Genomic DNA, 13,442 nt, shown 5'->3' on the forward strand with positions numbered 1-13,442 from the left:
TTACTACGGCGCCGTTCCACGCATTGGCTCACACTCCCCCCGGAGCTTCGATGACATCTGCCTGGTCCCGTCGCACCCTGCTGGCCGCGGGCGGTGGTACGGCACTCGCGCTGAGCCTGCCCTCCCCCGCGTCCGCCGCCACCTCCCTCACCAGAGCCACCGCGGCCACCACGGCTTCGCCGGCCGCCGCCGGTGACGACGCGTTCGCCGCGCTGCGCGCGAAGTGGCGCGAGCTCTATCTGGGCACCGGATTCAGCCCGACCGCCGAGCCGTTCCGCACCAAGCTCGCCGAGCTCGGCGCCCAGGCCGCCGCCCACCGCGCCGCGATGGCGCCCGCCACCGGCTCGCTCTGGCCCGACCTGGTCTACCTGGACCCCGATCCGGACACCGACACCGAGTCCTTCGGCTTCTCCGCCAACATGAACACCAGCTACAACCGGCTGCGCACCATGGCGGAGGCGTACTCCCAGCCCGGCACCGGGCTCACCGGTGACACCGCCCTGCGCGACGCGGTGATCACCGGCCTCGACCACCTCCACGCCGAGGTCTTCAACCCGTCGACCGCCCGTTACGGGAACTGGTGGAACTGGCAGATCGGCGCGCCGCAGGCCCTGCTGGACACCTGCGTACTCCTCCACGACGCGCTGACGGACGATCAGCGGGCCGCCTACTGCGCGGCGGTCGACCACTTCCTCCCGGACTCGGCCGTCGGTTCGTACACCGGCACCAGCACCGGCGCCAACCGGGTCGACCTGTGCCGGGGGATCATCCTGCGCGGCATCGTCGGCGCCAACGCCGCCAAGATCACGCTGGCCGTCGCGGCGCTCTCGCCGGTCTTCCCGTACGTCACCAAGGGCGACGGCTTCTACCCGGACGGCTCCTTCGTCCAGCACACGTCCATCCCGTACATCGGGGGCTACGGCGCGGTGCTCAACGACGGGCTCGGCCGGCTCTTCGCCCTGCTGCGCGGGTCGGCCTGGGAGATCACCGATCCGGGCAGCCGGCAGTTCCTCGACACCATCGAGGCGGCCATCGCCCCGTTCGTGTACGACGGGCTGATGATGGACAACGTCTCGGGGCGGGGCGTCACCCGCGCCGGCACCAGCGACCACACCCGCGCGCACGGGGTCATGGCCTCCATCGTGCTGCTGGGCCTGGGCGCCGAGCCCGAGGAGAACGCCCGCTGGCGGGCGATGGTCAAGGGCTGGCTGGTCCGCGACCACTACGCCCCCGCTCTCGCGGCCGGATCGCTGAGCCTGGTCAACACCGCGCGGTTGCAGGCCCTGTTGGACGACGCGGGCGTCGCTCCCGCCCCCGAGCCGTCCGCGCACCGCGTCTTCCACTACATGGACCGGGTCACCCACCGCCGCCGCGGCTGGGGCGCCGGGCTCTCCATGGCCTCGGCCCGGATCGCCCACTACGAGTTCGGCAACGGCGAGAACAAGCGCGGCTGGCACACCGGAGCGGGCTGGCTCCAGTGGTGGGGCTCGGAGAGCGGCCAGGACCAGTACTCCGACGCGTACTGGCCGACCGTCGACCCGTACCGGCTGCCCGGCACCACCGTCTCCCGGAAAAAGCTGGCCGACGGGCAGGGCGGTGCCTGGGCCAACCCGACGCCGGCGACCCGCTGGGTGGGCGGCACCGGCGACGGCGAGTTCGGCACCACCGGCCAGCACCTCCAGGGCCTGGCCAGCACGATGCACGCCCGCAAGTCCTGGTTCTGGCTGGACGACTGCGTGGTCTGCCTCGGCTCCGGGATCACCTCCGCCGACGGCGCGGCGGTGGAGACGGTGATCGACAACCGCTTCCTCGGCGCCGACGGCACCCGGCGGCTGCTCCTCGACGGCCGGACGCAACCCGCCGACCAGGGCTGGACCAGCACCCGCCGCACCGCCTGGGCCCACATCGACGGGCACGCGGGCTACGTCTTCCCCGGCACCACCACCCTGCGCGCCCTGCGCGAGGAGCGCACCGGCGCCTGGCGGGACGTCAACGCCGACGGGCCCACCACACCGCTGACCCGCCGCTACCTGACGCTCTGGCAGGACCACGGCACCGATCCGGCGGACGGTTCCTACGCGTACGTGCTCATGCCGGGCGCGAGCGCCGCGCGCACCGCCGCCCGTGCGGCGGACACCGGCTGGCTGCGCATCCTCGCCCAGGACGCGGATCGCACCGGCATCCACGTCCCCTCGCTCGGCTTCACCGGGATCACCTTCTGGGCGGCGGGCACGGCGGGCCCGGTCACGGTGAGCGCGCCGGTCTGCGTGCAGATCCGCGAGAGGCGCGACGGCACCGCCACGGTCTGCGTCGCCGACCCGTCCCGCACCGTCACCGGCCTCACCCTCACCTGGCGCCGCCCGGTCAGGTCCGTGCTGTCCCGGCCGGGCGGCGTCACCGACGTACGGACCGGATCCGCGCTGACCCTGACGTACGGCGACCTGAGCGCGAGCGCGGGGGCCACGCACACGGTGCGCGTCCGGCTGGGGTGACGGACGGCCCGGTCATCCGTCTGCGGCCGGCCCGTCGGGCCGCAGGCCCGCGTCGAGCTGGGCCACCAGCCGGGCGACCCGGTCCCGCTCGGCGCCCCGGTCGGGCCCGCCGGTCATGAGCAGGTGGTGGAGGGTGCCGACCAGGGCGAGGGCCACCGCCCCGGTGTCGGCCGCCTCCGCGACCCGCCCGCCGAGGCGCTCCGCGTCCAGGTAGGCGGTGATCGCGTCCTGGACCGTGCCGAAGCCCGGAGCGCCGACCAGCAGGGCGGCCCGGATCCGCGCGGCGGCCGCGGGACGGGCGAGCGCCAGGCCCGCGACGGTGGGCCCGGACGAGGCCAGCAGCGCCAGGGCGACATCGAGCAGGTTCGCCGCGACGGTCCCCTCCCCCACCCGGCCCGGCAGCCCCTCGGCGTGCCGGGCCACCCGGGCGAACCGGTCCAGCACCAGCTCCGCGACGAACGCGTCGAGTCCGTCGAAGTGGGCGTGCAGCAGCCCCTTCGCGCAGCCCGCCTCGCCGGTGATCGCCCTGCTCGTCAAGGCTCCCGGCCCCTCCCGTTCCAGCACCCGCTCCGCGGCGGCGAACAGCCGCTCGCGCACGTCCGGAGTCGTCACACCACGCGGGGACATGAGCCCCTCCCTCTCACCCTGTTCACAGTACGGGCGTTTGCCCATACCGTTGCCCGACCATGTATGGGCGCTTGCCCATACTAGCCGTCTCCATCGGGAGCATGGGATGCGACAGATCGTCAACGAGAGCCAGAGCCAGGCGTGGAACGGTTACGAGGGAACGTACTGGGCCGAGAACCAGGCCCGTTGGGACGGTGTGAACGACGGGTTCAACGAACTCCTGCTCGCCGCCGCCCGCATCGCGGAGCGGGACCATGTGCTCGACCTCGGCTGCGGGACGGGACGCACCACCCGGCTGGCCGCGCGACGGGCGCCCCTCGGGCGGGCCACCGGGGTGGACCTGTCGGCCCCGATGCTCGCCCGCGCCCGGGAGTCGGCGCGACGGGAGGGGCTCGGGAACACCGCGTTCGAGCGGGCCGACGTCCAGGTCCATCCGTTCGCCCCCGGCTCCTTCGATGTGGCGGTCAGCCGGTTCGGGGTGATGTTCTTCGCCGACCCGGTGGCCGCGTTCGCCCATGTCGGGCGGGCGCTGCGGCCCGGCGGGCGGATCGCCTTCGTCTGCTCCACGGACCCCGGCCGGACCGAGTGGCTCGGGGCGATCCAGGGGCTGCGCGGCATCCTCCCGGTCGGCGACCTCGGCGCACCCGGCGCCCCGGGGATGTTCTCGCTGGCCGATCCGGGGACCGTACGGGAGGTGCTGTCCGGCGCCGGGTACGAGGCCGTCCGCACCGAGCCGGTGGAGGCATACGGGGTCTGGGGCCGGGACGCCGCCGACGCGGCCGCCTTCCTGCTGGGCTCGGGACCGGGCCGCCATCTGCTGGACCAGGTCGGGGCGGACGACCGGGAGCGCGCCCGGCGGCGCCTGGTCGAACTCCTGGAGCCGTACGAGCGGGACGGGACGCTCCGGCTGCGCACCACGGCCCTGCTGGTCACCGCCCGGCGCCCGGCCTCCGGGACGGGCACGGAGCGGCGCCCGGAGTGAGACACGGAGCGGCGTCCGGGGCCGGGGCTGACACCCGCCCCGGGCCGCGGACGCCGCCCGGTTCCGTCATCGCGGAAACATTCCGCCTCCTTCCGGCTCACCCGTTCGCACCCTCCTCGGCCGGTGCGGGCGCGGCGCGCAGGGTCAGCAGGGCGGCGAGGCCCCCGACCACGGCGAGCACCGCGGCGCCGGTGAAGGCGGCGGAGAAGCCCTCGGTGAGGGCCGCCGGGTCACCGAGTTCGCGGGAGCCGTGCGCGGCGGCGATCGCGGTCATCGCGGCGAGGCCGAGCGCGGAGCCCACCTGGTAGCTGGTGTTGACGATCCCCGAGGCCAGGCCGCCCTCCTCCGGGCGGGCGCTGGAGAGCGCGGTGCCGAGCGACGGGATGAACGCCAGGGACATGCCGACCGCCGCGAGCAGGGAGGCGGGCAGGACGTCGACGAGGAAGCTGCCGTCCGGACGGGCCAGCGAGAGCCAGAACATGCCCGCGCCGAGCGCCAGCAGACCCAGGACGACGAGGGGCTTGGGGCCGAAGCGGGAGATCAGCCTCGGTGCCAGCACGATCATCATGATCATGATGGCGACGGTCATCGGCAGCAGCGCGGCGCCGGAGGCGAAGGCGCCCAGCCCCAGGACCTGCTGGAGATAGAGGTTGAGGAAGAACCACATGGGGATCCACGCGGCGGCCATCAGCAACTGGGCGAGGTTGGCCCCGGCCAGGTTGGGCGCCCGCAGGATCCCGAGCCGCATCAGCGGCTCGCGCCGCCTGGACTGGATCGCGACGAAGGCGGCGATCAGCGCCACCCCGGCCAGCAGGACCAGCCAGGTCTCACCGGAGCCCCAACCGGTCTCGGGGGCCCGGACGATGGCGTAGACGGCGGCGGCCAGGCCTGCGGTGACGGTGACGGCACCGGCCAGGTCGACCGATCCGCGCCGCCCCGCGCCCGAAGGCATGACGGCGGGCGTGACGAGCAGGACGACCAGCGCGACGGGGACGTTGATGTAGAAGACCCAGGGCCAGCTGGCGTACTGGGTGATGACGCCTCCGAGGAAGACCCCGGCGGTCCCGCCGGCCGGCGCGGCGGCACCGTACAGCGCGAAGGCCCGCCCCAGCTCCTTGGGGCGCGAGCCGAACAGCGTCATCAGCAGGGTGAGCGCGGACGGTGCGATGAGCGCGGCGCCCACACCCTGGAGGGCCCGTCCGGTCAGCTCGACCCAGACCTCTCCGGCGAGGCCGGCGGCCAGGGAACCCGCGGCGAGGACGACCCACCCGGCACTGAACAGGCGCCGGGCGCCGAGCAGGTCCGAGAGCCGGCCGCCGAGCAGCAGCAGCCCGCCGAAGGCGACGACGTAGGCGTTGAACACCCACGACAGGTTCTCCTGGGAGAAGCCCAGGTCGGACTGGATCCGGGGCAGGGCCACCCCAATGATCGAGGTGTCCATGATGACGATGAACTGGGCCAGGGCGATCAGGGCGAGCGCGGACCATCTCCGCGCGTCGGACGGCGCGCCCGATGCGCTTCGTGCGGATGAAGCGGACATCACAGAACAACTCCTTTACCTGGAGGGGGTATCCATGCGGGAGAACATACCCCTAGGGGGTATCTATTTCCAGTCCTAGAGTCGAGAAGGGACGGACACACCTCCCGAGCACACGCGCCTTTCGAGCGAAAGCACCGCTCAAGCGGCCGGGCCGTCGACCGGGCGGCCGAATCGCGCCAACTGGCCTTTCGCGCAAGGAGTGGGAGAGGATGCGGGAGCTAGCGCCGCGCGGCGATCGACTTCAATACGGAGGCACCGGGTGGCAGTTCAGCGGATCTCGACCCGCAACGCCCGCTTCCAGCAGCTCCAGACCCTGCTCGGCAACCGCACCAAGCGCGGGCGCGCCAAGGAGTTCCTGGTCCAGGGCGTACGCCCGATCACGATGGCGGTGGAGCACGGCTGGACCGTACGGTCCCTGATCCACGGAGCGGACCGCCCGCCCTCCCGCTGGGCCGAGGACCTGTTGCGCCGGGTCGGCACCGAACGCATCGTGATGGCGCCGGAGTTGCTCGCCGAACTGAGCGAGAAGGGCGACGGGTCGGCGGAGTTGCTTGCGGTGGTCGCGATGGAGCCGGACAGCCTGTCGCGGATCAGGGTCCACGAGGACTTCCTCGGCCTGCTCTTCGACCGGCCGACCCAGCCCGGCAACATCGGCAGCATCGCGCGGTCGGCCGACGCGATGGGCGCCGACGGGCTGATCGTCACGGGGCACGCGGCGGACCCGTACGACCCCAAGTCCGTCCGGGCCTCGACGGGTTCGCTCTTCTCCGTGCCCGTCGTGCGCAGCCCCTCGCACCACGAGGTGATGGCCTGGCTGGACCAGGAGCGCGCCCGGGGCCTGCCGGTGGCCGTCGTCGGCACGGACGAGAACGGGGAGGCGGACATCGCGGAGTTCGACCTGACCCGGCCGGTCCTGCTGCTGATCGGCAACGAGACCGCGGGCCTCAGCGCGGCCTGGCGCGAGCTCTGCGACCATGTGGTCAGCATCCCGATGACCGGTTCCGCCAGCTCCCTGAACGCGTCGAACGCCGCATCCGTCGTTCTGTACGAAGCCCGCCGCCAGCGCCTGGCACGCACCCGCCGCACCCCGCTCGCCTCGTCCGTTCCGGCCCCGCGCGGATAGGAGCCGGACCGCACGCGCCGACAGGGGCCCTACCGCCCCGGTCCGGCGGGGAGGGCCGGACCGGGGCGCGGGATCAGTGCCCGGCGAGCAGTTTCACGGAGACGACCCCCGCGCCGATCGCCGCGTTGAGCACGGCGGCGACCGCCGCGCCCGCCCGGCCGGATCCCACCCGTCGGCCGCCGACGAACCCCCACAGGGCCAGTGCGGCGACCTCGCTGCCCACCGAGATCCACAGCGCCGTGGTGAGCCCGAAGAGACCGGCTCCGGACGCGCCGATCAGCAGCAGGGGCCCGGCCGCGCTGCTCAGCAGCGGGCTGCTGGTGAACAGCGCGTGCCGGATCTCCCGAACGCGCGGGCGGCGCCCGAACACGACCGGATGGGCCTGGAGGTCCGCGACGAGGGTCGCCAGCCACAGCCCCAGGGCGGTCACCGCGACCGACACCGCCGCCCCCGTCGGGCCGGCGTGCCCGCCCTGCGCCAGCCCCACCAGCACCGCGAGCAGGGTGAGCGAGGCGTAGATCCGCTCCTTCAGGCGCTCACCCTCCGCCTCGGCGCGCCGGCTCACCCGCTCACCCGGGTCCGCCCCGCCCGGCATCTCCTCGTCCGACACCCCTGCCTCCACCACTCGCCCGACGGTCAGCGGAGCTTGATCGCACCGCCGTCGGCCATCAGGGTCTGGCCCGTCATGTACTGGGCATCGTCACTCGCGAGGAAGGCGACGACGGGCGCGACATCCCGGTCCGGGTCGCCGAATCGGCCCAGCGGCACCTTGGCCGCGGACTGCGCGTACTGCTCGGGGCGCGCCTCGGCCCACCGGGCCACGCCCGCCGTGAGCGCCATCGGGCAGACCACGTTGACGCGGATGTCGTACGGGGCCCATTCGTTGGCCACGACCCGGCTCAGCCCACGGATCGCCTCCTTCGCCGCCGCGTAGGACGCCTGGTTGGGCTGGCCGTCGAGCCCGGCGCCCGAGCCGAAGTTGACGACCGAGGCGCCGCCGGCCCGCTTCAGCTCGGGCAGGGCCGCGAGCATGAAGTTGCGGGTGGCGTACAGGCCGGTGTCCATGGCGAGGTCCCAGTCGTCGTCCGTCTGCTCCTCGAACGGCTTCTGGCGCGACACGCTGGCGTTGTTCACCAGGACGTCGAGCTTGCCGAACCGCTCGACGGCCGTCGCGACGGCCCGGTCGGCGACGGCCCGGTCCGACACGTCCCCGCGCAGGAAGGCCACGTCGCCCCCCAGCTCACGGACCAGCGCCTCCCCCGCCTCCGCCTGGAGGTCGACCACGACGACCCGGGCGCCGCGTGCGACGAACAGCCTGGTGACGGCCCCGCCGATGCCGGAGGCGCCGCCGGTGACGACAGCCACCTTGCCCTGCAGACCGAGTGGGTTCATGGGGTGGTTCCTTTCCTGAGCGCCTGCGCGGCAGGCGGTCCCGCCCGGCGGGCACAGCCCCCGCGCCAGACAGATGTGCACTATGCACTTCATATGCAAGATACACATGACGTGCACGGTGCACCAACTGCCACCACGCGGCGGCCACCCCACCCGTCAGGACACCCCGTCGACCACCTCCCCCCGGTCCACGCCCCGCCGCCCGGCCATCCGGCAGCCGAAGCAGTCCGGATGCCCCTCGCGCGCGGAACGGTCCCGCACCCCGAACCCCCTCCGGCCGACCGGCCGCACCCCCGGCGGCTTCCCCCAACCCGCGAGATGCAGCCCCCACGCGACCAGCACCGCGACCACCAGAAGCGCCGACCCGATCCAGACCCCCGGCCACCAGCCGACGACCCCCAGACCGACAGCCAGCGACCCCAGAACGGCGACGGCGAAACCCGCCCACCCCGCGACGGTGTGCCCCTCGTCATGATGCGCCCCACCCATGCACCTGCCCCCTCCACTCGCCCATCGAGGAACTACGATGACTTAGCAGCTAAGGAATTTATCTCACGCACTAAGGGAATTCAATGGAGAGCACCCCGCTCCCCGCCGCCTCCGCCACGGAGGCGATCGGCGCGATGAACGACCTCGTCGCGACGAACATGATCGGCAAGCAGGAGTTCGCCCGGAACCTCGGGCTGAGCGTCACGGACCTCGTCTGCTTCGCGCACGTCCTGGAGGCCGAGGGCCCGGTCACCGCCGGGGACCTGGCCGTACGCGCCCACGTCACGACGGGGGCGGTGACCGGCGTCCTCAACCGGCTGGAGCGCGGCGGATTCGTGGAACGCCGACCGGACCCGGCCGACCGCCGCCGGGTCCTCGTCACGGCGGTGCCCGCCGCCGCCGAGCGCGTACGGGCCGTCTACGGGCCGTACGACGCGCTCCTCACGGAGCTGTTCACGCGGTACTCGCCGGAGGAGACCGCGGTGATCGCCGACTGGCTCACCCGCGCCGCCGCGCTGTCCCGCGCGTACCTGGAAGGGTCCTGCTGAGCCGGGTGCCCCGGCCGGTCCTCGCGGTCAGCCTCCGATGTGCCGCCGCCACCGGATCTCGCCGTCGTGCTGTTCGCCGGTGCGTACGAGCCCGGCGGCAGCGGCGACACCGGCGGACGCCCGGTGCTCCGGATGGATGTGGGCGACGACCGTGTCCACCCGCTGCCCGCCGAGCCAGTCGACGAGCCCCCGGGCCGCCTCGCCCGCGATGCCCCGCCCCTGCCACGGGGTCCCCACCACCCAGGCGATCTCGGCGACGGGCCCGTGGCCGGAGGGGGAGACCGTCGCCTGGACCGTGCCCGTCGCGCGGGAATCCTCCCGGAGCCGGATCACCCAGTTCAGCCAGGACACGGCCGGATCGGGCGAGCCCGCGGTCAGCCGCCGGTAGCGTGCGCGCAGGGCCTCCGGGGTGTCCGGAGCACCGCCGATGAACGTGTGCAGGTCCGGATCGGACAGCACCGACGCCATCTCCTCGGCATCCCCGACGCGCAACGGCACCAGCTCCAGCCGCTCCGTACCGATGACCTGGGCTCCGAGAGCACCCACGCCGCGACCACCTTCCCGATCCGCCGACCGATCGCCCGCTCCCCCGGGACCGTACACGTCACGGGCCGAACGCGGCCGAGACCATCCGGTTGACGAGGGCGAGGTCGTTGCCGCCGCCGGTGACGGGATTGAAGGTGTACACGAGCCGGCGGCGGAGGTCGCGGGTGGTGAACATCCCGCTGGTGTAGCCGAAGGTGCTCCCGGTCCTGCCCCAGACGGTGACGCCGCCGGGGAGGGCGACGCGCATCAGGCTCGCACCGTAGTAGGCCCGCCCCTTCCCCGGGTCCTCCGCGCCGCCTCCCAGGTACGGGACGTCGGGGACGGCGAACAGTGCGGCGAGCTGCTCGGGCGGGAGGAGCCGGCCGCGGAACAGCGCCGCCATGAAACGGTCGAGGTCGGCCGTGGTGGAGATCATGCCCCCGGCGCCCGGGTTCTGCTCCGTGATGTCCACCAGGCGGTGGCTCCCGTCGGGCTGCGGGACGGCGATGTAGCCGTGTGCGTGCGGTCCGGGGATCGTCGTGTCCGTCTCCGGCGCCGTGGTGTCCTTCAGACCCAGCGGCAGGAGGATGCGCTCGGTGATCGCACGCTGGTAGCTGTGCCCGGTCAGCTTCTCGACGAGCATCCCGGCGACGTAGTACCCGGTGGCGCCGTACACCTGCGCGCTGCCGGGCCGGTCGAACGGCCTCGGGTGCCGGACCGCCATGGCGACCAGCTCGGCCTGCGAGTGGTCGTCGAACCGGTGGTCCACGATCCCCTGCGGGTCCATGGGGAGGTCGTCGCCGGTCAGCTCGGGCAGACCGGCGGTGAAGTCCAGGAGCTGACGGGCCGACATGGGCGGGTAGTCGTCGGGCAGGACGCCCGGGAGGTAGCCCTGCACCGGGCGGTCCAGGTCGAGGCGGTGCTCGGCGGCGAGCTGGAGCACCACGGTCGCGATGAACGTCTTCGTCACGCTGCCCAGCCGGAACCGCCCGCCGGCCGGCACCGGTTCGCCGGTCGCCGTGTCGGCCACCCCCGACACCCCCGTCCAGCTCCCCTCCCGGCCCGCCACCCGGGCCAGCACCGCCGTGGTCCGGTCCGGCGCGCTGGAGACGGCCCGCTGGAGCGCCGCCGGGTCAAGCGGAGGCAGCCCGGGACGGGGCTCCGCCGCCACGGGCGGCCGCACCACGGGAGCGGCCGACACGGCGGGCGCCGCCCCCACGACGGCCGCGACGACGGCGGTGAGCACCGGCACCGCCATGAACCGGCGCATCCGCCCGGACCGGGCCCGCGCCACACGATCTGCACGATCTGTACGTGAAGTCATGCGACCGGTCCTCGCGACACACGACACCCCCGACATCGGGGACCACCCCCGCAGGGAATTCCACCCGTCAGCCGCCCTCCACCCCGCGCACCATCACCGCGTACAGCGGGGCACCCCCGGAGGGCTCGACCTCGCCCCGCTTCTCGTAGCCCCATTTCTCGTACAGGGCCTGCACCTTGGGGTGGGCGGAGTCGACGAGGAGCGTCACGAATGCGGCGTCGGCCGACCGGATCAGCGCGTCATGGATCCGCCGCGCCCGGCCCGTACCCCGCCACTGGGCCACCACCATCAGCTCGGACAGGGCGAAGATCCGACCGCGCACGCCCCTTGGCCGGTCCGCCCCCTTCCACCAGCCGCCCGGCCTGAACTCCGACCCGTAGGCGTACCCGACCGGACCGCCGCCTTCCCACCCCAAGACACATCGCCAGTCCGCACGCCCCGACCACAGGTCGACGAAGTACGAGAACCTCTCGCGCGAGTGGAACGGGTCGGGGTCGTCCGCGTACACCTCGTCGTGCACATCCAGGAGCAGCGTGCGGACATCTTGCGCGTCGGCGTGCGTGTACCACTTCAGATCCATCGGCGTGACTCCTCGATCCAGCTCACGACCTCGGGCGCTTCCGCACCGAACGGCCCGGCCGGGACTCCGCGTTCAGGGCCGGGCGGTCCGCTCGATGTGCTCGAAGATGTCCGCGTCCGTCTCCCGCTGCCAGGCCGGCAGGTCGGCCCAGTCGGCAACGTAACCGGGCTTCGGGTCCTCGAAGTGCTGGAACATCTGGGCGGTCCAGCAGATCGCCACGAAACGGCCCTTCTGCTCGCGAGTGAGCCGTGCCGCGTGCCCACCGCTGACCTCGATGAAGTCACGCACCTGCCCGCACACCGCCGCAGCCGCCGCACGCTCCCACTCCGGCGTTCCCTCCCACGGCGTGACGTAGCCCGGCTTCGGCTCGCCGGGATAGTGCTTGTTCACCCCGTCGATCCACGCCTCGCGGAAGATCCGGCCGTCGCTCATGAACGTGTCCCTTTCGTCATGCGGCGCGGGAAAGCGCCGCGATTCGGTGATCAAGACTTGAGACTCGGCCATCGGACAGGAACGGGGCAAGACGCCCTCGGATTCCGGCCAGCTTCTTCCCGACGAACCCCGAGTTCGACCGGGCGGCCAGGCCGATGGCAGCCTCCGTGTAGTGCACGACCTGGTCGATGTCGCGCCGATGGACTCCGAGAACGGCGAGGTCGCTCAGTACGGCCGCGCGGCGGCGCAGCGGCAGGGGCTGGGCGAGGGCCACGGTGAGGGCGTCCGCCGCACGGTCGGGGAGACCGAGCTGGAGGTAGCAGGCCCCTCGCTCCTCGGCGAGGCGGGAGCCGTCGAAGCGGAGCCAGCCACCGTTGTCGGAGTGGTCGCCGAGGGAGTGCACCTTCTCGGCTTCGTCGAGGGAGCGGGCGCAGGCATCGGCGTCCCCCAGGGCCGCGTGGGCCTCGGCCTCCACGGCTGCGACCCAGTAGCGGGTGGACAAGCCGCCGTTGCCCCGCCGGGCGATCCGGGCGGCGGCGGCCAGCAGGGGTCGAGCCGCGGGTGCGCGGTAGGCGTACAACTCCACATAGGCATGGCGGGTCATGGCACAGGCCCAGAGGTCGTGGTCGCCACCGGCATGGGCCGCATGGGCCGCCAGTGTGTAGCACTGGGCAGCGTCGGTGTACCGGTCGGCGTCGAAGAAAAGTTCACCGGCCAGCTGGTAGAGGTCGGCCGTCATGATGCACAGCCGACTCCTGTCCGCCGAGGAGCGTGCCTCGGCCAGCCCCTTCGTCAGGATGCCGAGCTGCCGCCGAACCGCCGGGAAGACGGCCTGTTTGTCGTCCGAGAGGACAAAAACCTGCCACAGGCCGCGGTGCGTCCCTTCCCCCGTCTCCAGGAGTGCCGCCGTCGTATGCCCGCGAGGAACCTCGTCCCCACCGGGAACGGCCACCAGCGCGCCTGTGACGGTGAGCAGGCCAAGAACGTCACGGCGCTTCATGTCGTCGTCCTCACCGCGGAGGAGGGGCGGGGCACCGGGGGGCGCGGCCGCTTCGACCGGCTGTTCTTCGACAAGAAGTCCTTCCAGATCCGCGAGGGTGACACCTAACAGCTTGGCGATCCTGGGCCGTTGGTGCGGCTGCGGCGTAGCACGACCACCTTCCCAGCGAATCACCGTGGACACAGCCACTGCGAGCGCTTCGGCGAACTCCTCCTGAGAGTAACCCTGCGACGTCCGCCGGTCGGCGAAACGCCTTCGTCTCGATGCCATTGCTCCCCCTCGCGAAGTGCACCTTCTCCATGCGCTCACCCGATGCCCGGAAAACGCCCGGGGGACGCCCGAGGTCCGCTCTGGGAGACGGTAACGGATCGTTGTTCACTGGTCACAC

At 72.9% G+C, this 13,442-nt stretch carries 15 protein-coding genes and 1 pseudogene; 5 read left to right on the forward strand and 11 right to left on the reverse strand.

What is annotated here, in order from left to right; translation table 11 throughout:
• Nucleotides 1-50: 50 nt before the first annotated feature.
• Complete coding sequence (locus tag ACWC97_RS27740) at nucleotides 51-2,492, forward strand: polysaccharide lyase 8 family protein (protein ID WP_450652196.1); 2,442 nt, start codon at nucleotides 51-53, stop codon at nucleotides 2,490-2,492.
• A 12-nt stretch (nucleotides 2,493-2,504) separates the two neighbouring features.
• Here the strand turns inward: ACWC97_RS27740 and ACWC97_RS27745 are convergent, their stop codons facing one another.
• The gene (locus ACWC97_RS27745; protein WP_450652198.1) at nucleotides 2,505-3,119 is read right to left on the reverse strand and encodes a TetR/AcrR family transcriptional regulator; all 615 of its coding nucleotides are present in this window, start codon (nucleotides 3,117-3,119) and stop codon (nucleotides 2,505-2,507) included.
• Between the two features lie 106 nt (nucleotides 3,120-3,225).
• Here ACWC97_RS27745 and ACWC97_RS27750 point away from each other — a divergent pair, with 106 nt between their 5' ends.
• On the forward strand, nucleotides 3,226-4,101 hold the full coding sequence (locus ACWC97_RS27750) for a class I SAM-dependent methyltransferase (protein WP_450652200.1): 876 nt from the start codon (nucleotides 3,226-3,228) through the stop codon (nucleotides 4,099-4,101).
• Between the two features lie 97 nt (nucleotides 4,102-4,198).
• On the opposite strand, the gene ACWC97_RS27755 is transcribed toward ACWC97_RS27750, so the two are convergent.
• The gene (locus ACWC97_RS27755; protein WP_450652202.1) at nucleotides 4,199-5,641 is read right to left on the reverse strand and encodes an MFS transporter; all 1,443 of its coding nucleotides are present in this window, start codon (nucleotides 5,639-5,641) and stop codon (nucleotides 4,199-4,201) included.
• A 259-nt stretch (nucleotides 5,642-5,900) separates the two neighbouring features.
• On the opposite strand from ACWC97_RS27755, the gene ACWC97_RS27760 reads away from it, so the two are divergent.
• On the forward strand, nucleotides 5,901-6,764 hold the full coding sequence (locus tag ACWC97_RS27760; protein ID WP_385204873.1) for an RNA methyltransferase: 864 nt from the start codon (nucleotides 5,901-5,903) through the stop codon (nucleotides 6,762-6,764).
• A 73-nt stretch (nucleotides 6,765-6,837) separates the two neighbouring features.
• On the opposite strand, the gene ACWC97_RS27765 is transcribed toward ACWC97_RS27760, so the two are convergent.
• From ACWC97_RS27765 to ACWC97_RS27775, 3 genes are all read right to left on the reverse strand, one after another.
• Entirely contained in the window at nucleotides 6,838-7,374 is a 537-nt protein-coding gene (locus ACWC97_RS27765; protein WP_450652204.1) for a hypothetical protein, read from the reverse strand.
• A gap of 26 nt (nucleotides 7,375-7,400) precedes the next feature.
• Entirely contained in the window at nucleotides 7,401-8,156 is a 756-nt protein-coding gene (locus tag ACWC97_RS27770; protein ID WP_450652206.1) for an SDR family NAD(P)-dependent oxidoreductase, read from the reverse strand.
• 156 nt (nucleotides 8,157-8,312) lie between these two features.
• The gene (locus ACWC97_RS27775; protein ID WP_450652208.1) at nucleotides 8,313-8,645 is read right to left on the reverse strand and encodes a hypothetical protein; all 333 of its coding nucleotides are present in this window, start codon (nucleotides 8,643-8,645) and stop codon (nucleotides 8,313-8,315) included.
• A gap of 83 nt (nucleotides 8,646-8,728) precedes the next feature.
• Between ACWC97_RS27775 and ACWC97_RS27780 the strand changes: the two genes are divergently transcribed.
• Nucleotides 8,729-9,193: a MarR family winged helix-turn-helix transcriptional regulator gene (locus ACWC97_RS27780; RefSeq protein WP_352277749.1), complete on the forward strand. Its 465-nt coding sequence runs from the start codon at nucleotides 8,729-8,731 to the stop codon at nucleotides 9,191-9,193.
• A gap of 27 nt (nucleotides 9,194-9,220) precedes the next feature.
• Here ACWC97_RS27780 and ACWC97_RS27785 read toward each other — a convergent pair whose 3' ends face one another.
• From ACWC97_RS27785 to ACWC97_RS27805, 5 genes are all read right to left on the reverse strand, one after another.
• Nucleotides 9,221-9,739 carry a GNAT family N-acetyltransferase gene (locus ACWC97_RS27785; RefSeq protein WP_450652210.1) on the reverse strand — a complete coding sequence of 173 codons (519 nt, stop codon included), beginning with the start codon at nucleotides 9,737-9,739 and terminating at the stop codon, nucleotides 9,221-9,223.
• Between the two features lie 58 nt (nucleotides 9,740-9,797).
• On the reverse strand, nucleotides 9,798-11,042 hold the full coding sequence (locus ACWC97_RS27790; protein ID WP_450652212.1) for a serine hydrolase domain-containing protein: 1,245 nt from the start codon (nucleotides 11,040-11,042) through the stop codon (nucleotides 9,798-9,800).
• A 67-nt stretch (nucleotides 11,043-11,109) separates the two neighbouring features.
• Nucleotides 11,110-11,622, reverse strand: coding sequence for an N-acetyltransferase family protein (locus ACWC97_RS27795; RefSeq protein WP_450652214.1), 513 nt, complete (start codon nucleotides 11,620-11,622; stop codon nucleotides 11,110-11,112).
• A 72-nt stretch (nucleotides 11,623-11,694) separates the two neighbouring features.
• Nucleotides 11,695-12,054, reverse strand: a complete 360-nt coding sequence (locus ACWC97_RS27800) for a hypothetical protein (protein WP_450652216.1) — start codon at nucleotides 12,052-12,054, stop codon at nucleotides 11,695-11,697.
• Between the two features lie 16 nt (nucleotides 12,055-12,070).
• Nucleotides 12,071-12,793, reverse strand: coding sequence for a transcriptional regulator (locus tag ACWC97_RS27805; RefSeq protein ID WP_450652271.1), 723 nt, complete (start codon nucleotides 12,791-12,793; stop codon nucleotides 12,071-12,073).
• Between the two features lie 174 nt (nucleotides 12,794-12,967).
• Between ACWC97_RS27805 and ACWC97_RS27810 the strand changes: the two genes are divergently transcribed.
• A complete protein-coding gene (locus tag ACWC97_RS27810) occupies nucleotides 12,968-13,162 on the forward strand; it encodes a hypothetical protein (protein WP_450652273.1) in 195 nt (64 codons plus the stop codon).
• 33 nt (nucleotides 13,163-13,195) lie between these two features.
• Here the strand turns inward: ACWC97_RS27810 and ACWC97_RS27815 are convergent.
• A pseudogene (locus tag ACWC97_RS27815) lies at nucleotides 13,196-13,324 on the reverse strand (helix-turn-helix domain-containing protein); the annotation flags it as partial.
• Nucleotides 13,325-13,442 lie beyond the last annotated feature (118 nt).

It is taken from the genome of Streptomyces sp. NPDC001108, assembly GCF_053598535.1.

What these genes read in the sequence shown, in the direction of transcription:
- ACWC97_RS27740 (WP_450652196.1), top strand. Translation starts at nt 51, where the DNA reads ATGACATCTGCCTGGTCCCGTCGCACCCTGCTGGCCGCGGGCGGTGGT.
- ACWC97_RS27745 (WP_450652198.1), bottom strand. Translation starts at nt 3,119, where the DNA reads ATGTCCCCGCGTGGTGTGACGACTCCGGACGTGCGCGAGCGGCTGTTC.
- ACWC97_RS27755 (WP_450652202.1), bottom strand. Translation starts at nt 5,641, where the DNA reads ATGTCCGCTTCATCCGCACGAAGCGCATCGGGCGCGCCGTCCGACGCG.
- ACWC97_RS27775 (WP_450652208.1), bottom strand. Translation starts at nt 8,645, where the DNA reads ATGGGTGGGGCGCATCATGACGAGGGGCACACCGTCGCGGGGTGGGCG.
- ACWC97_RS27800 (WP_450652216.1), bottom strand. Translation starts at nt 12,054, where the DNA reads ATGAGCGACGGCCGGATCTTCCGCGAGGCGTGGATCGACGGGGTGAAC.
- ACWC97_RS27805 (WP_450652271.1), bottom strand. Translation starts at nt 12,793, where the DNA reads ATGACGGCCGACCTCTACCAGCTGGCCGGTGAACTTTTCTTCGACGCC.
- ACWC97_RS27770 (WP_450652206.1), bottom strand. Translation starts at nt 8,156, where the DNA reads ATGAACCCACTCGGTCTGCAGGGCAAGGTGGCTGTCGTCACCGGCGGC.
- ACWC97_RS27795 (WP_450652214.1), bottom strand. Translation starts at nt 11,622, where the DNA reads ATGGATCTGAAGTGGTACACGCACGCCGACGCGCAAGATGTCCGCACG.
- ACWC97_RS27780 (WP_352277749.1), top strand. Translation starts at nt 8,729, where the DNA reads ATGGAGAGCACCCCGCTCCCCGCCGCCTCCGCCACGGAGGCGATCGGC.
- ACWC97_RS27790 (WP_450652212.1), bottom strand. Translation starts at nt 11,042, where the DNA reads ATGACTTCACGTACAGATCGTGCAGATCGTGTGGCGCGGGCCCGGTCC.
- ACWC97_RS27750 (WP_450652200.1), top strand. Translation starts at nt 3,226, where the DNA reads ATGCGACAGATCGTCAACGAGAGCCAGAGCCAGGCGTGGAACGGTTAC.
- ACWC97_RS27810 (WP_450652273.1), top strand. Translation starts at nt 12,968, where the DNA reads ATGCCCGCGAGGAACCTCGTCCCCACCGGGAACGGCCACCAGCGCGCC.